This window comes from Acidiphilium sp. C61, from assembly GCF_905116885.1.
Classification (GTDB): Bacteria; Pseudomonadota; Alphaproteobacteria; order Acetobacterales; family Acetobacteraceae; genus Acidiphilium.
Map to the genome: position 1 here is coordinate 54,239 of NZ_CAJHNI010000005.1, position 24,753 is coordinate 78,991.

The window sequence follows — 24,753 nt, forward strand, 5'->3', positions numbered from 1 at the left end:
GTTATCTAGCCGGTCGGGCCCGCCGCGGCGAGGGGTTGCGCGCCGAACTCGGGCACCAGCCTCGCCAGCGCCGCGAGCGCGGCCGCCGCCTCGCCACGCTGGATCAGGGCGGCCAGCTCGTCGAAGGCGCGGCCGACCAGGGCCGCGTCCGCCACCCGGGGTGCGGCCATCAGCAGGCCGGCAAACCCGGTCTCGATCGGGCGTTCGGCGCCGTGGAACAGCTCCTCGAACAGTTTTTCTCCCGGCCTGAGCCCGGTGAAGCGGATCGGGATGTCGAGATCGGGCCTGAGCCCCGCAAGGCGGATCATCTGCCGCGCCAGATCGACGATCTTCACCGGGTCGCCCATGTCGAGCACGAAGATCCCGCCCTGTGCGACCGGCAGCGCCGCATCCGAGCGGCCGACCACGGCGGCCTGCAGCACGAGCGAGACGGCCTCGCGCACGGTCATGAAATAGCGCCGCATGTCGGGATGCGTCACCGTGAGCGGCCCGCCGCGGCCGAGCTGGCGGCGGAACAGCGGCACCACCGAGCCGGTGGAGCCGAGCACGTTGCCGAACCGCACGGTGACGATCCGCATCCCCGCCTGCCGCCGCGCCGCGACGTCGAGCCCCTGGGCATACATCTCCGCCAGCCGTTTCGACGCCCCCATCACCGAGGAGGGGTTCACCGCCTTGTCTGTCGAGATCAGCACCATCAGCCCGGCGCCGGCGGTACGCGCGGCATCGGCGACGTTGCGGGTGCCGAGCGCGTTGGTGGCGATGCCTTCCAGCGGGTTGGCCTCGACGATCGGCACATGTTTCAGCGCCGCCGCGTGGAACACCAGGTCTGGCCGCCATTCGGCGCAGAGCGCCTCGATCCGCGCGCGGTCGCGCACATCGGCGATCACCGCCGCGCGCGCGAGGCCCGGCAGCAGCTCCGATAGTTCGAGATCGATCTGCCACAGCGCGAATTCGCTCGAATCGAGCAGGACGAGCCGCGCCGGCCCGAACCCCGCGACCTGCCGGGCCAGTTCCGAGCCGATCGAGCCGCCGGCGCCGGTCACCAGCACGCAGCGCCCCTGGATCATCCGCGCCATGCCCTCGCGGTCGAGCGCGACCTGCGGGCGGTTGAGCAGGTCCTCGATGGCGATCGGGCGCAGCGCGGTCTCCGGCTCGCCCGGCGTGGTGGGCGAGAGGGCGGTCGGGCGCGGGGCGCGGGCGGTGCGGATGCCGCGGCGCTCGGCCTCGTCCATGATCTCGCGCAGCGCCGGGCCGACAAGTTCGCGGCTCGCCACGACCAGCACGGCCGGCATCTGCCCGGCCTCGGCCAGTCGATCGAGCGCGGTTGCCAGCCCGCTGACCTCGCCGAGAATCGGCACGTTATGAATGCGCCGGCCGGTCTCCCGCGCCGAACCGGCCAGCACGCCGATCACCCGGTAGCGCTGGTGGCTTTCGCGCGAGAGGGCGGCGAGGAACAGCTCCGCTCCCTCGCCATCGCCGAGCAGCAGCGCGTTTTCGGCATCGTCCGCCGGTGCTTCGCGCCGGGTGCGGGCCATTCGATAAAGCACGCGCGGCGCCAGCAGTGCCAGGCCGAGCGTGATGATCAGCAGCGGTGGAAAGCTTGCCGAGGGGATCCGCGCGCCAACGCCTACGAGCAGAAGCACGATCAGCAATGCGGCGGAGACCGCGCTCGCCAGCACTGCGATCGCGTCGGGCAGGGCGGTGAAGCGCCAGTGCTGTCGTGACAGGCCGAACGGCGCGCCGATCAGCCAGATCGCCGCCGATCCGGCGAGCGGCAGGATGGGCGGCGAAGGCATCGGTTGCGCCGGGTCGGCCAGCCAGCAGGCGGCGATCACCGCCAGCGCGGCCAGCAGGCCGTCGAGGGCAAAATTGACCGCGATGCGGATCTGGCTGCGCTGCAACGTCATGGTGCTCTGTCTGTAGCGGAATTGCCCGCCGCCGTCATAGGGTGCACCGCAGCGACGAAATTGGTTGCACCTAATTTACCAAAAGGTGTAACCCGCTCTGCATCAAAGGTGCAACCGCAAGAGGAGGGACGGCAATGGCTGTCAGCACGATGGGGGTCAAGCTCGACGATCAGGTCCGCACCCGGCTCCGCGCCCAGGCCGAGCGCGAGGGGCGGACGACACATCACCTCGTCAAGCAGCTCATTCTTGCCGGGCTGGAACGGCTCGAACGCGGCGAGACGCTCGACGCCGCCGCCACCGCGGAGGACGATGCGCCGGCCGCCGTGCCCTTCCTCGAATTCGTCCAGGACGTGCAGCCGCAGACCGTGCTGCGGGCTGCGATCACCGCCGCCTACCGGATCCCGGAGACCGACGCCGTCGCCGGGCTGATCGAGGGCGCGACCCTGCCAGCCGCCGCCGCGAAACAGGGGCGGGCGACCGCGACCAGCCTCGTCACCGCGCTGCGCGCCCGCCGCAATGCCGGCATGGTCGAGACCTTGCTCCAGGAATACGCGCTGTCGAGCCATGAGGGCATCGCGCTGATGTGCCTGGCCGAGGCGCTGCTCCGCATCCCCGATGCTGCCACGCGCGACGCCCTGATCCGCGACAAGATCGGCGCCGGCGACTGGCAGAGCCATCTCGGCGGCAACAAGTCGGTCTTCATCAACGCCGCCACCTGGGGGCTGCTGCTCACCGGCCGGCTGAACGCCACCGCGAGCGAGGCGGGCCTGTCCTCGGCGCTGAGCCGGCTGCTCGCCCGCGGTGGCGAGCCGGTGGTCCGCCGCGGCGTGAACATCGCGATGCGACTGATGGGCGAGCAATTCGTCATGGGCCGCACCATCGGCGAGGCGCTGGCCAATGCCCGCAAGCGCGAGGCGAAAGGCTTCGCCTATTCCTACGACATGCTGGGCGAGGCCGCACTCACCGCAGCCGACGCCGCGCGCTACTATCGCGACTACGAACAGGCGATCCATGCGATCGGGGCCGCCTCGGGCGGCAAGGGGATCTATCGCGGGCCCGGCATTTCGGTGAAGCTCTCGGCGCTGCATCCGCGCTACAGCCGCGCCCAGCGCGCCCGGGTGATGGAGGAACTGGCGCCGCGGCTCAAGGCGCTGGCCCTGCTCGCCCGCCGCTACGATATCGGCATCAACATCGACGCCGAGGAAGCCGACCGGCTCGACCTCTCGCTCGACCTGCTGGAAGGCCTCTGCTTCGAGCCGGGCCTTGCCGGTTGGAACGGCATCGGCTTCGTGGTGCAGGCCTACCAGAAGCGCGCGCGCGCGGTGATCGAGTTCCTGATCGACCTCGCCCGCCGCAGCCGCCACCGGCTGATGGTCCGGCTGGTCAAGGGCGCCTACTGGGACAGCGAGATCAAGCGCGCCCAGCTCGACGGGCTGGAAGGCTTCCCTGTATTCACTCGCAAGATCCACACCGACCTGTCCTACCTCGCCTGCGCGCGAGCGATGCTGGCGGCGCGCACCGAGATATTTCCGCAATTCGCGACGCATAACGCGCTGACGCTGGCGAGCATCCATGCCCTTGCCGGGCCGGCCTTCGAGGTGGGGGACTACGAGTTCCAGTGCCTGCATGGCATGGGCGAGCCGCTGTATGAGGAGGTCGTCGGGCCGCAGAAGCTCGACCGGCCCTGCCGGATCTACGCGCCGGTCGGCACTCATGAGACGCTGCTCGCCTATCTCGTCCGCCGGCTGCTGGAGAACGGCGCCAATACCTCCTTCGTCAACCGCCTCGCCGATCGGCGCGTGCCGGTCGAGGCGCTGATCGAGGACCCGGTCACCGCTGCGAGGAAGATCGAGCCGCTCGGTGCGCCGCATCCGAAGATCGCGCTGCCAGCGGCGATTCTGGGCACGCGGCGCAGCTCCGCCGGGTTTGATCTTGCCAGCGAGCAGCGTCTCGCCTCGCTCGGCTCGGCGCTGCTGGCGAGTCTCGAGAAGGACTGGCGCGCCGCTCCGCCGGATGCCGACCCAGCGGCACCGGGCCGGGCCGTGCTCAACCCCGCGAATACCGCCGACCGAGTGGGCACCGCCATCGAGCCGGATGAGGGCGCGGTCGGCGCCGCACTTGCCCGCGCCGCCGCCATGGCGCCGATCTGGCAGGCGACGCCCGCCGCCGAGCGCGCTGCGATCCTGCTCCGCGCCGCCGACCTGCTCGAACACCGCATGCCGGCGCTGGTCGGGCTGATCGTGCGCGAGGCCGGCAAGTCGCTCCCGGCGGCGATCGGCGAGGTGCGCGAGGCGGTCGATTTCATGCGCTATTACGCGGGCCAGCTACAGGACGGGTTCGACAACGAATCCCACCGCCCGCTCGGCGTGGTGGCGGCGATCAGCCCGTGGAATTTCCCGCTCGCCATCTTCACCGGCCAGGTTGTTGCCGCACTTGCCGCCGGCAATGTGGTGCTTGCGAAACCGGCGGAGGAAACCCCGCTGATCGCCGCCCAGGGCGTGCGGATCCTGCACGAGGCCGGGGTGCCGGCGGATGCGTTGCAACTGCTGCCGGGCGATGGGCGGACGGGCGCCGCGCTGGTGGAGGATGCAAGGGTCGGCGGCGTGGTGTTCACCGGCTCGACCGCGGTGGCACGGATGATCCAGGCCACGCTCGCGCGTCGCCTCGATGCTCATGGGATGCCGGTGCCGCTGATCGCCGAGACCGGCGGGCAGAACGCGATGCTGGTCGATTCCTCGGCGCTGCTGGAACAGGCGGTGGGCGATATTGTGACCTCTGCCTTCGATTCCGCCGGCCAGCGCTGCTCGGCCCTGCGCATCCTGCTGGTGCAGGACGACATTGCCGATGCGCTGCTCGCCATGCTGCGCGGGGCGATGGAGGAACTCGCCGTCGGGGCGACGGACCGGCTGTCGAGCGATGTCGGCCCGGTGATCACGCAGGAGGCGCGGGACAATATCCGCACCCATGTCGCGGCAATGGCAGGGCGAGGGCACAAGGTATTCTCGGTGGCGCTGCCGCCGGAGACCGAGGGCGGCTGGTTCGTGGCGCCGACGATGATCGAGATCGACCATCCGTCGGCGCTGGAGCGCGAGGTGTTCGGGCCGGTGCTCCATGTGGTGCGCTATCGCCGCGAGCAGCGGAATGCCATGATCGAGGCGGTGAATGCGCTTGGCTATGCGCTTACCTTCGGCGTGCACAGCCGGATCGACGAGACGATCGCGCAGGCGATCGGCAAGGCCGAGGCCGGTAATATCTACGTCAACCGCAACATCGTCGGCGCCGTGGTCGGCGTGCAGCCCTTCGGCGGGCATGGGCTGTCGGGCACCGGGCCGAAGGCGGGCGGGCCGTTCTATCTGCGCCGGCTGCTGGCCCGGCGGCCGATGCCGCATGGCGCGGGCGAAGCGGCGCCGGCACTGGCGAAGCTGATCGGCTGGATGCGGGAGCAGGGGATCGAGACCGCGCCAGCGCGCCGGTATGAGGCGGCCGGCTCGTTCGGCGACGCCGAGTTGCCAGGGCCGGTGGGCGAGCAGAACACGTTGCGGCTCAAGCCGAAGGGGAGGGTGCTTTGTCGGGCCGCGAGTTTTGCCGGGTTGTGGCGGCAGGTTGCCGCGTGCCATGCCACCGGCAATCTGCCACTGGTGCTCTGTGTGGGGGCTGAGGCCGAGATCGCCCGCATGCCGGCGGAAATCCGCCCGGCTTTGGCACCGGAGGATGCGGTGCTGCGGGCGGACTTCCAGGCCGTGCTGTTCGAGGGGCATCGCGATGCGCTGATTGCGCTGCAGATGGCGCTGGCGGAGCGGGACGGGCCGATCGTGCCGGTCCATGCCCTGCCGGCGGAGGAACATTTCGAGTGGGATTATCCGCTCGAATTCCTGCTCGAGGAGCAGTCGGTCAGTGTCAATACCGCGGCGGCGGGGGGCAATGCCAGCCTGATGTCGATCGGCTGATTTTTGTCCCCCCCTTAGGGGGTTAGAGCATCGTTATCCGATCAGATGACTCCATCCGATCGGATGATGCTCTAGCCACCGAGGGATGCGCGGATCGCGGCGAGCGCCTCGTCGGCCTTGGCGCCATCCGGGCCACCGGCCTGGGCCATGTCCGGCCTTCCGCCGCCACCCTTGCCGCCGACCGCTTCCGAAGCAGCGCGGACCAGGGTGACGGCGTTGAACCGGTCGGTCAGGTCGGCCGAGATGGCGACAACGATGCTCGCCTTGCCCTCGGCGGTGGACACCAGGGCGGCGATGCCCGAGCCCATCGATTTCAGGATGGAATCCGCCAGCGATTTCAGGTCGCGCGGCGAGACCTCGCCGAGATTGCGGGCGGCGAGCTTGATACCCGCGACCTCCTCGATCTCGGACGCGGCGCCGCCGGTGGCGAGCTTGCGCTGCAGATCGGCGATCTGCCGCTCGAAGCGTTTTTTCTCCTCCAGCAGGGCAGCGATACGGGCAGGGAGTTCGGCGGGGGCGACCTTGAGCGTGGCGGCTGCCTCTTCCAGCAGGTCGGCGGCGGCCTCGGTGGCGGCGAGGGCGGCTTCGCCCGTGACAGCCTCGATGCGGCGGATGCCGGCAGCGACCCCTGATTCGGCGAGGATGCGGAAGGCGCCGATATCGCCGGTGCGGCCGACATGGGTGCCGCCGCACAGCTCGATCGAATAGGCGGACTTCCCGCCATCGCCGGCGCCCATCGAGACGACGCGCACCTCATCGCCGTATTTCTCGCCGAACAGAGCCATCGCGCCGCGCTTGACCGCTTCATCGGGCGTCATCAGCCGGGTTTCCACCGCGGCGTTCTCGCGGATGCGCGCGTTGACCTCGCGCTCGACAGCGCGCAGTTCCTCGCCCGTCACCGGGCGGGGCTGGGAGATGTCGAAGCGCAGACGGTCCGGCGCGTTCAGGCTGCCTTTCTGCGTCACGTGCGGACCAAGGGCGCGGCGCAGCGCCTCGTGCAGCAGGTGAGTCGCCGAATGGTGGGCGCGAATGGCGCCGCGGCGGGCGTGATCGACCTCGGCATGAAGGGAGTCGCCGGGGGCAATCTCGCCTTCCTCGATCGTGCCGTAATGGACGAAGAGATCGCCGGCCTTTTTCTGCGTGTCGGTGACGCGGATGATAACGCCGGGGGCGGTGAGCGTGCCGGTATCGCCGACCTGCCCGCCGCTTTCGGCGTAGAACGGCGTCTGGTTGAAGATGAGGGCGACCTCCTGCCCAGCCTCGGCGCGGCCGGCGGGGGCGCCCTTCACCACCACGGCGAGGAGGCTGGCATCGCTCTCCTCGGTCGAATAGCCGAGGAACTCGGTGCCGCCGAGACGATCGCGCAGGTCGAGCCAGACGGTTTCGGTCGCGGCATCGCCGGAGCCGGCCCAGGCGGCGCGGGCGCGCGCCTTTTGCTCGGCCATCGACGCGGTGAAGCCTACATGATCGAGGCCGCGATGCTGTTCGCGCAGCGCGTCTTCCGTCAGGTCGAGCGGGAAGCCGTAGGTGTCGTAGAGCTTGAAGGCGACAGCGCCGGGGAGTTTCTCGCCCGAGCCGAGTTTCTGCACTTCGTCTTCGAGGAGCGAAAGACCGCGTTCGAGCATCACCGCGAATTTCTGCTCCTCGAGCTTCAGCGTCTCGACGATCAGGGCCTCGGCGCGGGGGAGTTCCGAAAAGGCCACGCCCATCTGGCGGGTGAGTGCGGGAACCAGGCGGTAGATGAAGGGCTCGCGCATGCCGAGCCGGTGGGCGTGGCGCATGGCGCGGCGCATGATCCGGCGCAGCACATAGCCGCGGCCCTCGTTCGAGGGCAGCACGCCATCGGCGATCAGGAAGGAGGTGGCGCGAAGATGATCCGCGATCACGCGGTGGCTGACCTTGTGCGCGCCGTCGGGATCAGTTTGCGAAACCTCGGCAGACGCAAGGATAAGGGCGCGCAGCGTGTCGGTGTCGTAATTGTCGTGCTTGCCCTGGAGGATGGCCGCGAAGCGCTCGAGGCCCATGCCGGTGTCGATCGAGGGGCGAGGCAGGCGGTTGCGCACGCCGGCCGGTTCCTCGAGGAATTGCATGAATACGAGGTTCCAGATCTCGATGAAGCGGTCGCCATCCTCGTTTGGGCTGCCCGGCGGGCCGCCGGGAATCGCGGGGCCGTGATCGTAGAAGATTTCCGAGCAGGGACCGCAGGGGCCGGTATCGCCCATGCGCCAGAAATTGTCGTCCGTCGCGATCCTGATGATTTTCTCGTCCGGCAATCCGGCGATCCGTTTCCAGAGCGAGGCGGCCTCATCGTCCTCGTGGTAGACGGTGACGAGCAGCTTGTCTTTCGGGATGCCGAAATCCTTCGTGAGCAGGGTCCAGGCATTCTCGATCGCGACGTCCTTGAAATAATCGCCGAACGAGAAGTTGCCGAGCATCTCGAAGAAGGTGTGGTGCCGGGCGGTGTAGCCGACATTGTCGAGATCGTTGTGCTTGCCGCCGGCGCGGACGCATTTCTGCGAGGATGCGGCGCGGACATAGGGCCTGTGCTCATGGCCGGTGAAGACGTTCTTGAACGGCACCATGCCAGCATTGACGAACATCAGCGTCGGGTCGTTGCGGGGCACCAGGGGGGCCGAGGGCACCACCTCGTGGCCGTTGCGGGCGAAGAAGTCGAGAAAGGTTGCGCGGATGTCGTTGCTGGAGGTCATGGAGCGGCCGGTCATTCCTGAGACATGGTTCTCCCCCTGCCATACCGCAGGGTTGCGGTAATGTCATCCGCGCGCAGGTCGATGGGGAAGGCGAACCCGCGGGAATGGATGATGCTTCAGTTGTCGGGCCAGGCGTTTCGGGACATCATCGGCCATGGCACCGCATGACGCCGAGCTGACCGCCGACCTGTTGCTGCGCGCCTACCGGCTCGGCCTCTTTCCGATGGCGGAGCGGCGGGATTCGGCGACGCTGCATTTTCTCGATCCCGAGCGACGGGGGGTGCTGCCGCTCTCCGGCTTCCATCTGCCGCGGCGGCTGGCGCGCACGCTGCGGGCAACGCCCTGCGAGATCGTCGCCGACCGCGATTTCCCGGCACTGATCGCCGCTTGCGCGGCGCCAGCCCCGGGACGGATGGAAACCTGGATCAATGCCGGGATCGAGCGGCTGTTCATCGAACTTCACGAGCGCGGCCATGCCCACAGCATCGAGGTATGGCGGGAGGGCGTTCTGGTCGGCGGGCTTTACGGTCTCGCGATCGGCGGTGCATTTTTCGGCGAGAGCATGGTTTCGCGGGAGCGCGATGCGTCGAAACTGGCGCTGGTGCATCTGGTCGCACGGCTCAGGCTGGGTGGGTTCACGCTGCTGGATACGCAGTTCCTGACCGTGCATCTGGCCCGGTTCGGCGCGATGGAGGTGAGCCGGGCTTCCTATCACGCGAGGCTCGCCGCGGCCGTGGCGCAACCGGCGCGCTGGCTGGCAGACCCGCCGGCACCGCGGCTCGCCGCCGAGATCGCCTGTCTTGCGGCCGCCGGGGCGAACAAGGCTGACGAAGGTTAAAGAAACTTAAAATCAGTCTATTGCAGGACGGCGTTGACGATGTCTTGCAGGCTGTGCGTGGGCTGCCAGCCGAGCAGGGCGGCAGCCCTGGCGGCGTTGCCGGTGGCGCGGGGAATGTCGCTTGGGCGGAGGCGGGCGGGGTCGAGTTCGATGGCAACCGGTATGCCGAGCGTTGCGATCATCGCCTCGACCATGTCGCGCAGGCGGCGCGGTGTCCCGGAGGCGAGGTTGAGGATCGTCGCGTCGGGCAGCTCGTCGAACCGGTCCAGGGCAAGCGCATAGGCGCGAGTGACATCGGCGATATGCAGGAAATCGCGCTCGGCGTCGAGATTGCCGACGCGGAGCACGGCAGGCGCCTCGCCGGCGGCGATGCGGCGAAGCTGTGCGGCAAAGGAGCCGAGAGCAAAGGCCTCGCTCTGGCCGGGACCGACATGGTTGAACGGGCGCAGGCGCAGCACAAGCAGGCCGGATTCGGCCGCCATTGCGCCAAGGGCGAGATCGGCTGCGGCCTTGCTGGCGGCATATGTGTTGAGCGGCGCGAGCGGGGCGGATTCGTCGAGCGGCACACCGGTGCGGAAGGTCGCACCGTAGCAGTCGGCGCTGCCGGCGTAGATCAGGCGGCAGCGCGGCGCGTGTGTGAGCAGGGCACGGGCGAGGTTGAGCGTGCCGTCGAGATTGACGGCAAAGGCGCGCCGCGGATCCTGCCGGGCGGCCGGCACCGCGGCCACGCCGGCAAGATGGATGCACGCCTCCGGCGCTGCGGCGCTGATTTCGGCATCCAGCGCGCCGGGATCGGTGATGTCGGCACGCAGCGCCTGCAGTTTGGCGGCAGGGAAACTGGCCGCAAGCGTGGCGCAAAGGTGCCGGCCGACGAAGCCGCCGGCCCCGGTGACCATGATGCGGGTTGGCGCTGCCATCGAGGCAGGACTAGCGCGTGGTTTCGCGCAGGCGGGCGAGGTCGGCCTCGACCATCTCGACGATCATCTGCTCGAGCGAGGTTTCCGGCTGCCAGCCAAGTGCCCGCTGCGCCTTGGCGGGGTTGCCGAGCAGCACGTCGACCTCGGCTGGGCGGTAGAAGGCGGGATCGATGACGAGATGGCGCTCGATGTCCAGCCCGGCATGCTCGAATGCGATCCGGCACATATCCCGCACGGTGGTGGTCCGGCCGGTGGCGACGACGTAATCGTCCGGGGTGTCCTGCTGGAGCATCAGCCACATCGCCTTCACATAGTCGCGGGCGTGGCCCCAGTCGCGCTTGGCGTCGACATTGCCGAGGCGCAGCTCGGTGGCAAGGCCCAGCTTGATGCGGGCAACGCCGTCAGTCACCTTGCGGGTCACGAACTCGACGCCGCGCAGCGGGCTCTCATGGTTGAAGAGAATGCCGGATGAGGCGTGCATACCGAAGCTCTCGCGGTAATTCACCGTGATCCAGTGACCGTAGAGCTTGGCGACGGCATAGGGGGAGCGAGGATAGAAGGGGGTGGTCTCGCTCTGCATGTCCTCTTGGATCAAACCGTACATTTCGGAGGACGATGCCTGATAGAAGCGGGCATCCGGCTTTTCGGCGCGCAACGCCTCGAGCATGTTGGTGACGCCGATGGCGGTGATGTTCGCGGTCAGGATCGGCTGGCGCCAGGACGAGGCGACGAAGGACTGGGCAGCGAGATTGTAGACTTCGTCGGGCTGGACCTCCTTGACGATACGGACCAGGCTGGAGAGGTCAGAGAGGTCGCCATCGAGAAGCGTGACGCGATCGGCGATGCCCAGCCAGCGCAGCCGATGATCCTCGACGCCACGATGCGAGGAGCGGCGGATCACGCCGAACACCTCGTAACCCTTGCCGACCAGGAGTTGCGAGAGGTAGGCGCCATCCTGGCCGGTGATGCCCGTTATGAGCGCACGCTTCATGAAATTGACCCTGAGTTTGGTTAATGAACGGTGTTGTTAAATAGCGGACGAGCCGAAATCAAGGCTGGGCTCCGGCAACTGCCCGCCGCGCCGCTGTTACTCGGCGGCTTCGGGCTCGGTTTCGTCGGTGATCATCGACGCCTCGACGAGATTGGCCTGGGCGCGGATGCGCTGCTCGATGGAGCCGGCGACCTCGGGATTGTCGCGCAGGAACTGCTTCGCATTCTCGCGACCCTGGCCGATGCGCTGGCTGTCGCAGGAGAACCATGCGCCGGATTTCTCGACGATGCCGGCCTTTACCCCGAGATCGAGAAGTTCGCCCACCTTGGAAATACCCTCGCCATACATGATGTCGAACTCGACCTGGCGGAAGGGCGGGGCCAGCTTGTTCTTGACCACCTTCACGCGGGTCTGGTTGCCGGTGACTTCCTCGCGGTCCTTGATCGCGCCGATGCGGCGGATATCCATGCGGATCGAGGCGTAGAATTTCAGCGCGTTGCCGCCGGTGGTGGTTTCGGGGTTGCCGAACATCACACCGATCTTGAGGCGGATCTGGTTGAGGAAGATCACCAGTGTCTTCGAGCGCGAGATCGAGCCGGTGAGCTTGCGCAGCGCCTGGCTCATCAGGCGGGCGTGCAATCCGACATGGCTGTCACCCATCTCGCCCTCGAGCTCGGCGCGGGGAACCAGGGCGGCAACCGAGTCGACGACAAGAACATCGACCGCGCCGGAGCGGACCAGCGTGTCGGCGATCTCGAGCGCCTGCTCGCCGGTGTCGGGCTGGGAGATCAGCAGATTATCGACATCGACGCCGAGCTTGCGCGCATAGATCGGGTCGAGCGCGTGTTCGGCATCGACGAAAGCGCAGGTGCCGCCGCGCTTCTGCGCCTCGGCCACGGCGTGCAGGGCGAGGGTGGTCTTGCCCGAGGATTCCGGCCCGTAGATCTCGATCACGCGGCCGCGCGGCAGGCCGCCGATGCCGAGGGCGAGGTCGAGCCCGAGCGAGCCGGTGGAAATGACATCGATCGTCTCGGACTCGCTGCGCGACCCCATGCGCATGATCGAGCCCTTGCCGAAGGCGCGCTCGATCTGGGCCAGGGCGGCATCGAGTGCCTTGTTCTTATCCATCGGTAACTCCTGAAGCGTGAAGGGCGGCAGCGTGGGCAACGGTCGAATCATGCAACCTGAACGCGAATTCATCTTACGGCGTGCGGATACATCCGTCGAGGGTGAGTTTTGCATGAAGAGAACATAACGGCAACGCGTTTGATAAGAATTTATTAATCAATTGTTCCTGTCATGTTCTCGTCTGGTCGGTCGTGAAGCGCCACACCGTGCTGGAGCGGAACGCTTCGCCGGGGTCGAGCCTGGTAGAGGGAAAGGCCGGGCGGTTGGGCGAATCGGGAAAATGCTGGGTTTCGAGGGCGATTCCGTCACCGGGGCCATAGGGCGGCAGGTTAAGCTTGCCGGCGGCATAGACCTGCACGGCGGGCTCGGTAGTCTCGACCGTGAGGACGCGGCCGGAGGCTGGATCGCTCAGGAGGGCGGCGAGGCCGATCACGCCTTCGGGCTTGTCGAGCACAAGGCAATGGTCGAGTCCGGCGCGGGCGGGGCCGAGTCGCTGCTGTCGGGTGAGGTCGAGCCAGGTGCCGGCAACGGGGGCGATGGCGCCGGTCGGGATGTTTGCGGAATCGGCGGGAAGGTAGCGCGCGGCAGCAACGGCGATGTCGTGGTCGAGCGCGGTGCCGCCGCCGGCGAGGTTGAAATAGGCGTGGTTGGTCAGGTTGATCACCGTCGCACGGCCGGCGACGCGGGCGGCATAGTCGAGGCGGAGCGTGTTGTCCGGCGTCAGCGTGTAGGTGACGTAGACGGTGAGATCGCCAGGAAAGCCGTTCTCGCCGTCCGGGCTATGCAGGCGAAGGGTGAGGGCGCTGCCGGTGGCCGCGACGATGTCCCACACACGGTGGCTGAAATTGGGCGCGGGGCCGTCGGCCGGGCCGCCATGCAGGGTGGTTGTGCCCTCGTTGGCCGGCAAAATATGACGGACTCCGTCGAGCGTGAAGCCGGCGCCGGCGATGCGGTTGGCGTAGCGGCCGACGATCGCGCCAAAATAGGGACTCTTCGTCTCGTAGTCGGCGAGGGTCGGGCAGGTCAGCACGATATTGGCGAGGCGGCCGCGCCGGTCGGGAGCAAGGAGTTCCTCGACGATGCCGCCATAGTCGAGCAGGCTGACCGACATGCCGGCCGCATTCGCGAGGGTGATCCGCCGCACCTTCGCGCCGGCGCGTGTGGTGCCGTAGGGGGCGATGACGGGGTCGGGCATGGCCGGTCGGTCCTTCAGGCGTCTTGGCAGGCGTTTGGGCTGGTGTCCGGGGGGATGACGGCGGCGCGGGCGAGGATGCCAGCGTCGCCGCCGGTGGCGCCAGCGGCGCCGAAGGCCAGTGCGGGGTGAACGATTCGTGCGGCGATGAAGCGCTCGGCGACGGCGCCGGGAGCATGGCGGAGCAGCAGCGCGGCCGAGAGGGCGAGGGCGAGATGCTCGACGAGGCGGCGGGCGACGGGCTCGGCAGCTTCGGGACATTCGAGCCTCGCCTCCACGCCGGCGATCAGCGCGTCGAGCGCGGTGTCGGCGCCGCGGGCGGGGGCGAGTTCGGCGGCAAGGGCGGCGACGGCCTCGGGCGTGCGGGTCAGCGCGCGCAGCACGTCGAGGCAGATGACGTTGCCGGCCCCCTCCCAGACGCCGTTCAGCGGCGCCTCGCGGTAGAGCCGGGCGATCGGGTGCTCCTCGACGAAGCCGTTGCCGCCGTGGCACTCCAGCGCCTCGGCGAGCAGGGCGGGGGCGCGCTTGCAGGTCCAGTATTTCGCGATCGGGACGATGATCCGGGCGAGGGCGGCTTCGGCGGGGTCGCGGGCGGCGGCATCGGTTGCAGCTGCTGCGCGCAGGGCAAGCCAGAGCGCCGCCTCGGCTTCCAGGGCCATGTCGGCAAGGACGGCGCGCATCAGGGGCTGGTCGATCAGGGCGCGCTGGAAGGCGCGGCGATGGGCTGCGTGGTGGAGCGCGAGCGAGGTGGCCTGGCGCATCAGCGCTGCGGCGCCGAGCGCGCATTCGAGGCGGGTGAGATGCGCCATCTCGATGATGGTGGCGATGCCGCGGCCCTCGGCGCCGACCATGACCGCCTCAAGCCCGTCGAACTCGACCTCCGAGGAGGCGTTGGAGCGGTTTCCGAGCTTGTCCTTCAGGCGCTGGATCCGCACCGCGTTGCGGCCGCCGTCATCGCGCCAGCCCTGGGCCAGGAAGCAAGAGATCGTCTCGCCGGTACGGGCGAGGGTGAGGAAGAGATCGCTGGTGGGCACCGAGAAGAACCATTTGTGGCCGGTCAGTTGCCACGAATCGCCCGCGCGGGTCGCGGTGGTGCGGGTCTGGCGCAGATCCGAGCCGCCTTGTTTCTCGGTCATCGCCATGGCGACGCCGAGTGCCGGTTTCTCGGCCGGCGGCAGCGGGCGCGGGTCGTAGCCGGGCGCAAGGATGCGGTCGCGGAAGCGGGCGAGCAGGTCTGGCGCGTGGGCAAGGGCGGCGGTCGCGGCGAAGGTCATCGCCGCCGGGCAGCAGACCCCGGGCTCGCCCTGGCCCCAGAGATAGGCCACCGCGGCGCGGGCGACATGAGCGCCGGGGCGGGGCTCGGTCCAGGCCAGGCTGTGGAAGCGGTCGGCGCGGATCATGCGCATCAGGCTATGCCAGGCGGGATGGTAGGCGATTTCGTCGATGCGGTGGCCGAAGCGGTCGAAGACGGCGAGTTCGGGCGGGTTGCGATTCGCCTCCCGCGCCAGGGCGCGCAGTTCGGCGGAACCGACCCGCGTGCCGACCGCGGCGAGATGGGGAACCGCCCAGGAGGCACCGTAGGCGGCGACCGCTTCGGCAAGGGCGGCATCGGCGGTGAAGGCGTCGTGATCGGGCGGTTCGCCGGCCTGGTTGAAGACCTCGTGGGTTACAGCCATCGTCTCAGCATAGACAGGCTGGCACGGTTTGTCTCGCCCGGCATGTCCTGTTCGCGCCCGGCTCTATTGATGACGACGCGCGCTGCGCTTATACCCGCCAATGTTGCGGGTGTAGCTCAATGGTAGAGTTCCAGCCTTCCAAGCTGGCTGTGCGGGTTCGATTCCCGTCACCCGCTCCAGCCTGAACGACCTTGCGCCTTGTCTGCACTTGACAGCGGGGCCGGGTCGTTGTGCAAGGCGGACGGATGCGCGCGGTTTGCGGGCAGTCTGCGCCGCAGGGGTGTAGCTCAATTGGCTAGAGCGCCGGTCTCCAAAACCGGAGGCTGGGGGTTCGAGACCCTCCACCCCTGCCAGCCGGAATCCCGAGGGCCGGCGCTACAGGCGATTCTCGGCAGTTTTCATGGAGCAACCTGACATTGGCGTTCAACCCGGCGAAATTCTTGCGTGATGTGCGCAGCGAGGCCTCCAAGACCACCTGGCCGTCGCGCAAGGAAACACTGGTGACCACCGGCGTGGTGCTGGCCATGGTCGTGGTGACCATCGTGTTCTTCCTCGCGGTCGATCAGGTGATCGGCGGGGCGATGCGGTTGCTGTTCGGTGTCGGGGGCTGAGGTAGAGTCATGGCAAAGCGCTGGTACGTTCTGCACGTCTATTCCGGGTTCGAGAAGAAGATCGCGACCCAGATTATGGAAACCGCTGCCCAGAAGGGTCTGGCGGACGAAATCGAGCAGGTGATGGTGCCGACCGAGGAGGTGGTGGAGATCCGCCGCGCCCAGAAGGTCAACGCCGAACGCAAGTTCTTCCCCGGCTACGTGCTGGTGAAGATGGAAATGACCGACGATGCCTGGCATCTCGTGCGCGACATTCCGAAGGTGACCGGATTTCTCGGTAGCAAGCTGCGGCCGACGCCGATTTCCGAGGCGGAAGCGCAGCGCATGATCCAGCAGGTGCAGGAAGGCACCGAGCATCGCCGTCCGGCGGTCGTCTTCGAGATCGGCGAGCAGGTACGCGTCGCTGACGGGCCGTTCACCAGCTTTAACGGCGTGATCGAGGACATTGACGAGGACAAGGGTCGGGTTAAGGTGTCCGTCTCGATTTTCGGGCGCTCGACGCCGGTCGAACTCGAATACGGGCAGGTCGAAAAGCTCTGACACGGCGCCCCCGCCGCACGGCGGATTCTCCGGTGCGGAGGCTGGCCCGGAGGGCCGGAACGGCCGCGAAAGGGGGGCGATATGGACAACACGATCGAAACCGTCAGGATTGCCGCCAACGGTCTCGAATTCGACGTTGACACGGCGGGGAGCGGCCGAAAGCTCGCACTCTGCCTGCACGGATTTCCGGAGAGCCGCTTCTCGTGGCGCTTCCAGCTGCCTCTGCTCGCCCGCCTCGGCTACACTGCCTGGGCACCGGACTTGCGGGGCTATGGGCATTCGTCCCGCCCGCAGGGGGTGGAGAATTACCGCGCCTCGCTGCTGCTGCGCGACGTGGCCGGGCTGATCGACGCAGCACGGGCGCGCGGCATCGATGACGGGGTATTGCTGATCGGGCATGACTGGGGCGGGGCGCTCGGCTGGCTGTTCGTGCTGAACCGGGTCCGGCCGGTGGAGCGGTTCATCGTGATGAATCTGCCGCATCCCGATCTCTTCGCCCGCGGCTTGCGCCGGTGGCGGCAGTTGCGCCGCTCCTGGTACATTTTCTGGTTCAAGCTCCCCTGGCTGCCCGAGCGCGTGCTGGCGGCGGACCGGGCCGCCTGGATCGCCCGGGTATTTCGCGGGTTGGCGGTGGACAAGAGCCGGTTCCCCGACGAGGTGCTGGAGGTCTATCGCGCCAATGCGCTGATTCCCGGCGCGCTGACCGCGATGATCAACTGGTACCGGGCGAATCTGCGCAACCCGTGGCGCCGGCTCGCGCCGGCGAAGCGGCTTGCGGTGCCGACGCTGATGATCTGGGGCGAGGTCGACCCTGCGCTTGGCTTCGAACTGACCGAGGGCACCGCGGCACTGGTCGACGATTTCACCTTTCGCAGCCTGCCGGACGTGTCGCACTGGGTGCAGCAGGAGGCGCCGGAATCGGTGAACGCGATGATCGAGGCCTGGCTGGAAGGGCGCGAGGTGCCGTTTCACCCTAGCCCCTGAGGTCGCTGTTCAGGAGTCCAGCAGCACGCCCTTGCTGGTGCCCTCGACCGCAACGGTTCCGGTCTCGACCAGGGTGAGTGTCCCGGCACAGACCGCGATGGTGCCAAGGCCTTCCTTATATTCAATGCCGGTTACCTCCCAGCGGATGCGGGTGCGTGCGTCCATCGGCACGGCACGGCGGAAGCGGAAGGTGAACTCCATGCCCACGGTAGGGCCGAGGCCGGAAAAATGCGCCGCGGTCAGGCCCATCATCCGCGCCGTGGTCTCGGTACCGCTGGCGATCAGCCCGCCATAACGGGAGGCTTTGGCCAGCGCCTCGTCATGGTGCATCGGGTTGGTGTCGCCCACCAGCAGGGCGAAAGCGCGGGAGGCGCTTTCCTCGAAAACGTGTTCGGTCTCGAAACTGTCACCGATTTTGATGATTTCAGCCATATTTTAATCTTTCTTGGATGTTCTTGTTCATTCAGCTGCAACGTGGCATTTGGCGCGCAAGCGGAATAACTGCCACACGGGCACCAGGCCGTCCATTCCAGGGGCAGGGCTTCACGCGCTGATATCGTTTTGAGGGAGACAGTGCTTTGCCGATCAAGCCTTTGAAAAAAGCAGTCCTTCCCGTTGCCGGGCTGGGTACGCGATTCCTTCCGGCGACGAAGGCGATCCCCAAGGAGATGCTGCCGGTCGTCGACAAGCCGTTGATCCAGTACGCGATCGACGAGGCGCGGGCCGCAGGCATCGAGCAGTTCTGCATGGTAACCGGGCGTGGCAAGACGGCGCTGATCGACCATTTCGACATCGCCTTCGAGCTTGAGGCGACGTTGAACGAACGCGGCAAGGGCGATGCGCTCGACATGCTGCGCAGCGAGGCGATGGAGCCGGGGTCGATCGTGACGGTGCGCCAGCAGGTGCCGCTCGGGCTTGGCCACGCGATCTGGTGCGCGCGCGCGTTCATCGGCGACGATCCGTTCGCGATCCTGCTGCCCGACGACCTGGTGCTGAGCCGGACGCCCTGCCTTGGCCAACTCGCCGACGCCTATCGGGCGACCGGGGGAAATGTGGTCGCGGTCGAGGAGGTGCCGATGGAGCATGTCCATCGCTATGGCGTGCTGAAGACCGGAACGGTGGAAGGCAACCTCGTCGAGGTCAGGGGGCTCGTTGAAAAGCCGAAGCGCGAGGAAGCGCCGTCCAACCTCTCGATCATCGGGCGCTACGTGCTGCTGCCGGAGGTGATCGCCCATCTCTCGCGGATGGAGCGCGGCGCCGGCAACGAGGTGCAGCTGACGGACGCGATGGCGAAGATGATCGGGGCCGCACCTTTCCACGGGCTCAAGTTCGAGGGACGCCGGTTCGACTGCGGCGACAAGGCAGGCTATCTGGAAGCACAGATTGCCTTCGGTCTGCAGCGCGCCGATCTCGGGCCGTCGATCCGGCATTTTCTAAAGGCTTATTCAGATGCATGACAAAACCGGTTTCTCTCATCAATTCCCCGCGACGATGCTGCGCGAATACGACATTCGCGGCATTGTCGGTGAAACCCTGCACGAGACCGACGCCTTCGCGATCGGGCGGACCTTCGGCTCGATGGTGGCGCGCAAGGGCGGCAGCCGGGTGACCGTGGGCCGCGACGGGCGGCTTTCTTCGCCGGCGATGTCGCGGGCGCTGATCGCCGGACTGGTGGCGAGCGGCATGCAGGTGACCGATATCGGCTGCGGGCCGACGCCGATGCTCTATTTCGCGGCAACGACCGGCGAGGCCGATGGCGCGGTGATGGTGACGGGCAGCCACAACCCCTCGAACTACAATGGCTTCAAGATGATGCTCGGGCGCAAGCCGTTCTTCGGCGCGCAGATCCAGGAGCTTGGCCGTCTGGCGGCGGCCGGCGATGTCGAGCCGGAGAGCGCGGGGACGGTCGAGGAAAAGGACGTCAGCGATGCCTATCTGGCCCGTCTGCTGGAGGACTGGGAAGGCGGCGACCGGATGCTCAACGTGGTTTGGGATACCGGCAACGGGGCGGCGGGCGACATCGTCGCGCGGCTGGTGCAGGCGCTGCCGGGTCGGCACATGGTGCTGAACGCCGAGATCGACGGACGGTTCCCGGCGCATCACCCGGACCCGACGGTGCCCAAGAATCTCGAACAGCTGGTGGCCGCGGTGAAGAAGCAGGGGGCGGATATCGGCATCGCCTTCGACGGCGACGCCGACCGGATCGGCATCGTCGACGATACCGGCGAGATCCTGTTCGGCGACCAGTTCCTTGTGCTGCTGGCGCGCGACGTGCTGGCGGCGCATCCGGGGGCAACGATCATCGCCGATGTGAAGGCGAGCCAGGTGCTGTTCGACCAGGTTGCCGCCGCCGGCGGCACGCCGCTGATGTGGAAGACCGGGCATTCGCTGATCAAGTCGAAAATGGCGGAAACCGGCGCGCCGCTTGCGGGCGAGATGTCTGGTCACATTTTCTTCGCCGACAAGTGGTACGGGTTCGATGATGCGCTGTATGCCGCGATCCGCGTGTTGAACGCGGTGAACAAGAGCGGCGAGAGCGTTTCCACCTTCCGCAAGAGCCTGCCGCAAGTGATCAACACGCCGGAGCTGCGCTTCGACTGCGCGGAGGACCGCAAATTCGAGGTTGTCGCCGAGGTGGCCGAGCGGCTGCGGGCGGATGGCGCCAACGTATCGGAGACCGACGGTGTGCGGGTGACGACCGAGGACGGGTGGTGGCTGCTGCGGGCCTCGAACACCCAGGCGGTGCTGGTGGCGCGTGCGGAAGCCGGATCGAACGAGGGGCTGGCGCGGCTGAAGCAGATCCTCGCTTCGCAACTTGCGGCCTCGGGTCTCGCGCCGGATTTCTCCGGGGCGAATGCCGGGCATTAGAGCATCAGCCGATCCATCAGGATCGGAAATTGCTCAAAGCCGCTGGATTTCAAAGATTGACGATACGCCCCCGGCCCAGCCCGGGGGCGTTTTCGTTTCAGCCCGCGGGCAGCAGGCCGACGAGGCGCTCGGCTTCGGCGACGATCGGCGCGGCGATGGCGGCGGCGCGAGCCGCGCCGGCCTGGAGCATGCGGTCGATCTCGGCGGGATCGGCGGCGAGGCGTTTGGTCTCCGCACCGATCGGGGTGAGTTTCTGCACCGCAAGCTCGGTCAGCCGTTCCTTGAACGGGCCGAAGCCGTTGCCGGCGTGCTCGCGCAGAACGTCCTCGGCGGTGATGTCGGCGAGGGCGGCGTAGATGCCGACGAGGTTGCGGGCCTCGGGGCGGGAATCGAGCTGCGCCGGGCGCTCGGGCAGCGGTTCCGGGTCGGTCTTGGCGCGGCGGATCTTCTGGGCGATCGTGTCGGCATCGTCGGTAAGGTTGATGCGGCTCTGATCCGATGCGTCGGATTTCGACATTTTCCTGGTGCCGTCGCGCAGGCTCATGATGCGCGCGCTGCCGCCGATGATGCGCGGGGTGATCGCGGGGAAGAATTCCACCCCGTAATCGTGGTTGAATTTCTGCGCGATGTCGTTGGCGAGTTCGAGATGCTGGCTCTGGTCCTCGCCGACGGGCACCTCGGTCGCGTGATAGGCGAGGATGTCGGCGGCCATCAGGTTGGGATAGACGAACAGGCCGGTGGAGACGGCCTCCCGATCCTTGCCGGCCTTGTCCTTGAACTGGGTCATGCGGTTGAGCCAGCCGAAGCGGGCGACGCAATTGAAGATCCAGGCGAGGCGCGCATGGGCGTGCACCGCCGACTGGTGGAACAGGATGCTGCGGGTGGGGTCGATGCCGCAAGCGACGAGCAGGGCGGCGTTCACCCGCGTCTGCTGGCGCAGCGCCTCGGGCTCGACCCAGACGGTGAGCGCGTGCAGGTCGACCAGGCAGTAGATGCCCTCGTTGCCCTCCTGTAACGCGACCCAGTTCTGGATCGCGCCGAGATAATTGCCGAGATGCGCGATTCCGGTGGGCTGGATGCCCGAAAATATGCGTGCCATGGCCACTGTATCAGCGCGCTTCGGCGGCCCGGTCAAGCGCCGTTCAGGCGGGTTTGGGGCGGCGCAGGAGCAGGCGCAGCTCGGCCGGGCGGACGGCGCCGAGGAGAATGCCCCCAAGCGTGAAGACGGCGAGGCCCGCAGCGATCAGCAGGGCGAGGCTGGTAATGGGAGCGAGATGCATCAGCGCGGTGCGGCGCAGGGCGAGCAGGGCCAGGGCCATCAGCCCGCTCGCCAGCACGATGGCGAGGATGCGGCGGGCAAGCGCGCGGTCCGGCGCGAAATCGGCGCGGCGGCGAAGCAGGAGGGCGAGGGCGATGGCGTTGAACCAGGCGGCGAGACTGGTGGAGAGCGCGATGCCGACCTGTTGCAGCGGATGCATCAGGGCGAGGTTTAGGGCGAGGTTGATCGCGACCGCGGCGAGCCCGGTCTTGACCGGGGTGGAGGTGTCGCCGCGGGCGAAGAAGCCGGGGGCGAACAGTTTCACCAGCACGAAGGCGGGCAGGCCGAAAGCATAGACGGCGAGGGCGGCAGCGCTGCGCGCGGCATCGGTGTCGGAAAAGGCGCCATGGGCAAAGAGGGTGCGCATCACTGGCAGGCCGATCGCGGCGAGGGCGGCAGCGGCGGGCAGGGTGAGCAGCAGCGAGACCGCGATGGCGCGGTTGAGCGACTCGCGGGCGGCGTCGGTCTCGTTGCGACGGAACTGACGCGAGAGGCTCGGCAGCAGCACGGTGCCGACCGCGGTGCCGATGACGCCGAGGGGAAGCTGGTTCACCCGGTCGGCATAATAGAGCACGGAGACCGTGCCGGTGGGCAACAGCGAGGCGATGATGGTATCGACCGTGAGGTTGAGCTGGGTGACGCCAGCGCCGATCAGCCCGGGGCCGAGGCGGCGCAGCACGGTGCGCGCCCCCGGCGTGAGGCGCGGGACGCGCAGGCGCAGCGGCGAGCCGGCGCGAGCCATCGCCCAGGCGAGCAGGACGAACTGCACGATCCCCGACAAAGCGACGCCATAGGCCAGCGCCTCGGGCACGCGCTGGCCGGCGGCGTGCAGGATGAGAAGGGTTGCGATGATGCAGACATTGAACAGGATGGGTGCCGCGGAGGCAGCGGCGAAATGGCCGCGCGCGTTCAGCACGCCGGAGAACAGGGCGCAGAGGCAGATCAGCCAGAGATAGGGGAAGGTGATGCGCGAAAGCCGGACCGCGAGGGCGAATTTTGCCGGATCGGCGCGGAAGCCGGGGGCCAGGATGTCGAGCACGAGGGGCATGAACACGAGGCCGAGGATGGTGAGCGCGAAGAGGAACAGCGCCATGATGGCAGTGACCTCCTCGGCGAGGCGGCGGGCCGGGGCTTCGCCGTCCTGCGCGAGGGCGCCGGCATAGGCGGGGATGAAGGCGGCGCTGAACGCGCCCTCGCCGAACAGGCGGCGGAACAGGTTGGGCAGACGCAGCGCCACGAAAAATGCGTCCGCCGCCGGGCCGGCACCGAGCAGGGCGGCGATCAGGATGTCGCGCGCGAAGCCGAGCACCCGACTGCCCATCGTCCAGGCGCCCACGGTCAGCGCATTGCGTAGCATTCTTGCTCCTTGGCGGTTGGCGTCCGGCCGGATCGGCCGCAACCAGCGCAGAGCATTAGCGGGGGGCGGGGACGGTTTCCAGCCTTGCGTGGGCGGGGAGGATGAAGCCGTCGGTGGGGTAGATGGTGCGGCCGGGTTCGTGATCGGGCGCGTACCAGACGCGCACCGAAGTCCAGTCATTCGCGGGCGAGACATCGAGCACCGGGGTGGCGCGCTGAATGCGGCCGGGCAGCCAATTGGCCTGGGTGACGAGGATCTCGCGCGGGCCGAGGACACGGGTAACGACAGCGACATGCCCGGCGGTCATCGCGCCGTGGCGGCGGAAGACCAGCACGGCGCCGGGGACGGGGCGCTGCGCGCGGGGGTATCGCCCGTCGGCCTCGTCCCACCAGCGCCAGGCATCGCCGGTGATCTCGATGCCGGAGACGGCGCGGGCATAGGGCACGCAGGTGAGCGTGGTCGGGGTGCCGTATCCGGCGAAGCGCGAGCTGGCACAGGCGGCGAGCAGCAGCGGCGCCACGAGGGCGGGCAGAGCGAGTCGCATGGGCAGAGAATACCTGCTAGTCAGCCGGCATGGACACGATTTATCGCGGCGACCTGTCGACTCCGGCGGGACGGCGCAATGCCTGGATCGACGCGCTGTTCGTCGACCACGCCGTGCTGCGGCTGGGCTGGACCAATTTTGCGCCGGTCAAGCCGGGCGCGCTGTATCGCTCGAACCATCCGGTGCCGTTCCAGCTGGCGAAATTCCGCCGCCTGGTCGGGCTCAACACGCTGATCAACTTGCGCGGCGAGTGCCGCAACGGCTCGGACGCGCTCTCGCGCGAGGCGGCGCGGCGGCTCGGGCTCGATTTCTACGACATGGCGCTGGAATCGCGCGGCGCGCCGCATCGCGACCGCATCCTGCGGCTGGCCGAGATCATCCGCACGATGCGGCGGCCGGCGCTGGTGCACTGCAAGTCCGGCGCCGACAGGGCGGGGATCGCGAGCGCGTTGTTCGTGCTGATCGAGGGCGGCAGCGTCGCCGAGGCGCGGCGGCAGCTCAGCCTGCGCTTCGGCCATATCCGGCAGTCGAATACCGGGATTCTGGACGCCTTCCTCGATATGTACGAGGAGGAGGGCAGCGGTATGGCGTTTCTCGACTGGGTGCGCGACGCCTATCACGAGCAGGCGCTGCGCGAGCGCTACGCGCGCGAGACACGCAATCGGCCGGGGCGGCGGATCGCACGGTTCGTCAACGACCGGCTGCTCGCCCGGGAGTGACCGGGCGGCGGCGCGGGCGGCTGGTCGCGATCAGACCTCGGGCGGTGCGGCGCTGATCGGGATTTCGCGGGCTTCGGTGGAAGGCTGGTCGCCGAGGCCGGGGGCGGGTTCAGCAAGATCCTGATCGTCCTGGGCGTCGGAGGATTGCGAGGCGTCGTTGCGCCGGGCGTGGCCGTTGCCGTGCTGTGTCTGGGCTGCCTGGTTCATCGCTGAAATGATGCGAAAATAATGTTCGGCATACTGGAAATAGCTTTCGGCGAGAACGCGGTCGCCGGCACTTGAGGCATCGCGTCCAAGCTGCTGATACTTGTCGTAAAGCTGCTGGGCGGTGCCGCGGACCCGCTGTTCGGGGCCATTGCTGTCAAAGACGTGATTGCGGTTCAGCGGGGTGCCCCCCTGATAGCTGCGAAAAGAACCGCCGCCGCCACCACGATTGTTGCGCCCGCGCATACGTTTTATGTTCATAGAGTTCCGGTATCCTGTTGCAGTGCGACCATGCGCGTGCCGG

General features: G+C 68.0%; 20 protein-coding genes and 2 tRNA genes. 10 read left to right on the forward strand and 12 right to left on the reverse strand.

Translation table 11 applies throughout. The features are described 5' to 3' along the window. Window positions 1-5: 5 nt before the first annotated feature. The gene (locus tag HUW10_RS03190; RefSeq protein WP_174502178.1) at window positions 6-1,907 is read right to left on the reverse strand and encodes a nucleoside-diphosphate sugar epimerase/dehydratase; all 1,902 of its coding nucleotides are present in this window, start codon (window positions 1,905-1,907) and stop codon (window positions 6-8) included. A 134-nt stretch (window positions 1,908-2,041) separates the two neighbouring features. Here HUW10_RS03190 and putA point away from each other — a divergent pair, with 134 nt between their 5' ends. Beyond that, on the forward strand, window positions 2,042-5,854 hold the full coding sequence (gene putA / locus HUW10_RS03195) for a trifunctional transcriptional regulator/proline dehydrogenase/L-glutamate gamma-semialdehyde dehydrogenase (protein ID WP_174502179.1): 3,813 nt from the start codon (window positions 2,042-2,044) through the stop codon (window positions 5,852-5,854). Window positions 5,855-5,925: 71 nt separating this feature from the next. On the opposite strand, the gene alaS is transcribed toward putA, so the two are convergent. Next, a complete protein-coding gene (alaS, locus tag HUW10_RS03200) occupies window positions 5,926-8,562 on the reverse strand; it encodes an alanine--tRNA ligase (protein WP_174502180.1) in 2,637 nt (878 codons plus the stop codon). A gap of 154 nt (window positions 8,563-8,716) precedes the next feature. On the opposite strand from alaS, the gene aat reads away from it, so the two are divergent. After that, a complete protein-coding gene (gene aat, locus HUW10_RS03205; protein ID WP_174502181.1) occupies window positions 8,717-9,400 on the forward strand; it encodes a leucyl/phenylalanyl-tRNA--protein transferase in 684 nt (227 codons plus the stop codon). 17 nt (window positions 9,401-9,417) lie between these two features. Here the strand turns inward: aat and HUW10_RS03210 are convergent, their stop codons facing one another. The 5 genes from HUW10_RS03210 to HUW10_RS03230 form a co-directional block, all read right to left on the reverse strand. Further along, on the reverse strand, window positions 9,418-10,317 hold the full coding sequence (locus HUW10_RS03210; protein WP_174502182.1) for a GDP-mannose 4,6-dehydratase: 900 nt from the start codon (window positions 10,315-10,317) through the stop codon (window positions 9,418-9,420). A gap of 10 nt (window positions 10,318-10,327) precedes the next feature. Continuing rightward, window positions 10,328-11,308, reverse strand: a complete 981-nt coding sequence (gene gmd / locus HUW10_RS03215) for a GDP-mannose 4,6-dehydratase (RefSeq protein ID WP_174502183.1) — start codon at window positions 11,306-11,308, stop codon at window positions 10,328-10,330. Window positions 11,309-11,404: 96 nt separating this feature from the next. After that, window positions 11,405-12,436 (reverse strand): recombinase RecA, encoded by a 1,032-nt coding sequence (gene recA / locus HUW10_RS03220; RefSeq protein ID WP_174502184.1) that lies wholly within the window; start codon window positions 12,434-12,436, stop codon window positions 11,405-11,407. Window positions 12,437-12,605: 169 nt separating this feature from the next. Further along, window positions 12,606-13,631: an aldose epimerase family protein gene (locus HUW10_RS03225; RefSeq protein WP_174502185.1), complete on the reverse strand. Its 1,026-nt coding sequence runs from the start codon at window positions 13,629-13,631 to the stop codon at window positions 12,606-12,608. Between the two features lie 14 nt (window positions 13,632-13,645). Continuing rightward, window positions 13,646-15,304 carry an acyl-CoA dehydrogenase family protein gene (locus tag HUW10_RS03230; RefSeq protein ID WP_174502186.1) on the reverse strand — a complete coding sequence of 553 codons (1,659 nt, stop codon included), beginning with the start codon at window positions 15,302-15,304 and terminating at the stop codon, window positions 13,646-13,648. A 105-nt stretch (window positions 15,305-15,409) separates the two neighbouring features. Between HUW10_RS03230 and HUW10_RS03235 the strand changes: the two genes are divergently transcribed. From HUW10_RS03235 to HUW10_RS03255, 5 genes are all read left to right on the forward strand, one after another. Next, window positions 15,410-15,483, forward strand: a tRNA-Gly gene (locus HUW10_RS03235). A gap of 97 nt (window positions 15,484-15,580) precedes the next feature. Continuing rightward, window positions 15,581-15,657, forward strand: a tRNA-Trp gene (locus HUW10_RS03240). A 63-nt stretch (window positions 15,658-15,720) separates the two neighbouring features. Further along, the gene (secE, locus tag HUW10_RS03245; RefSeq protein WP_174502187.1) at window positions 15,721-15,915 is read left to right on the forward strand and encodes a preprotein translocase subunit SecE; all 195 of its coding nucleotides are present in this window, start codon (window positions 15,721-15,723) and stop codon (window positions 15,913-15,915) included. Between the two features lie 9 nt (window positions 15,916-15,924). Then, on the forward strand, window positions 15,925-16,455 hold the full coding sequence (nusG, locus tag HUW10_RS03250; RefSeq protein ID WP_174502188.1) for a transcription termination/antitermination protein NusG: 531 nt from the start codon (window positions 15,925-15,927) through the stop codon (window positions 16,453-16,455). A gap of 81 nt (window positions 16,456-16,536) precedes the next feature. Further along, window positions 16,537-17,439 (forward strand): alpha/beta fold hydrolase, encoded by a 903-nt coding sequence (locus tag HUW10_RS03255; protein WP_174502189.1) that lies wholly within the window; start codon window positions 16,537-16,539, stop codon window positions 17,437-17,439. 9 nt (window positions 17,440-17,448) lie between these two features. Here the strand turns inward: HUW10_RS03255 and HUW10_RS03260 are convergent, their stop codons facing one another. Then, a complete protein-coding gene (locus HUW10_RS03260; RefSeq protein ID WP_174502190.1) occupies window positions 17,449-17,871 on the reverse strand; it encodes a MaoC family dehydratase in 423 nt (140 codons plus the stop codon). 146 nt (window positions 17,872-18,017) lie between these two features. Between HUW10_RS03260 and galU the strand changes: the two genes are divergently transcribed. Beyond that, window positions 18,018-18,896, forward strand: coding sequence for a UTP--glucose-1-phosphate uridylyltransferase GalU (gene galU / locus HUW10_RS03265; protein WP_174502191.1), 879 nt, complete (start codon window positions 18,018-18,020; stop codon window positions 18,894-18,896). Continuing rightward, window positions 18,889-20,307 carry a phosphoglucomutase/phosphomannomutase PgmG gene (pgmG, locus tag HUW10_RS03270; protein WP_174502192.1) on the forward strand — a complete coding sequence of 473 codons (1,419 nt, stop codon included), beginning with the start codon at window positions 18,889-18,891 and terminating at the stop codon, window positions 20,305-20,307. Before galU ends, pgmG begins: the two co-directional genes overlap by 8 nt. 97 nt (window positions 20,308-20,404) lie before the next feature. On the opposite strand, the gene trpS is transcribed toward pgmG, so the two are convergent. From trpS to HUW10_RS03285, 3 genes are read right to left on the reverse strand one after another with little or no spacing between them, the layout of a single operon-like run. Then, window positions 20,405-21,406 carry a tryptophan--tRNA ligase gene (gene trpS, locus HUW10_RS03275; protein WP_174502193.1) on the reverse strand — a complete coding sequence of 334 codons (1,002 nt, stop codon included), beginning with the start codon at window positions 21,404-21,406 and terminating at the stop codon, window positions 20,405-20,407. Between the two features lie 43 nt (window positions 21,407-21,449). Beyond that, window positions 21,450-22,982 carry a murein biosynthesis integral membrane protein MurJ gene (gene murJ / locus HUW10_RS03280; protein WP_174502194.1) on the reverse strand — a complete coding sequence of 511 codons (1,533 nt, stop codon included), beginning with the start codon at window positions 22,980-22,982 and terminating at the stop codon, window positions 21,450-21,452. A gap of 55 nt (window positions 22,983-23,037) precedes the next feature. Beyond that, window positions 23,038-23,526 carry a CHAP domain-containing protein gene (locus tag HUW10_RS03285; RefSeq protein WP_174502195.1) on the reverse strand — a complete coding sequence of 163 codons (489 nt, stop codon included), beginning with the start codon at window positions 23,524-23,526 and terminating at the stop codon, window positions 23,038-23,040. Window positions 23,527-23,555: 29 nt separating this feature from the next. On the opposite strand from HUW10_RS03285, the gene HUW10_RS03290 reads away from it, so the two are divergent. After that, window positions 23,556-24,245: a tyrosine-protein phosphatase gene (locus HUW10_RS03290; RefSeq protein ID WP_174502196.1), complete on the forward strand. Its 690-nt coding sequence runs from the start codon at window positions 23,556-23,558 to the stop codon at window positions 24,243-24,245. Window positions 24,246-24,275: 30 nt separating this feature from the next. Here the strand turns inward: HUW10_RS03290 and HUW10_RS03295 are convergent, their stop codons facing one another. After that, a complete protein-coding gene (locus tag HUW10_RS03295; RefSeq protein WP_174502197.1) occupies window positions 24,276-24,710 on the reverse strand; it encodes a DUF4167 domain-containing protein in 435 nt (144 codons plus the stop codon). Window positions 24,711-24,753 lie beyond the last annotated feature (43 nt).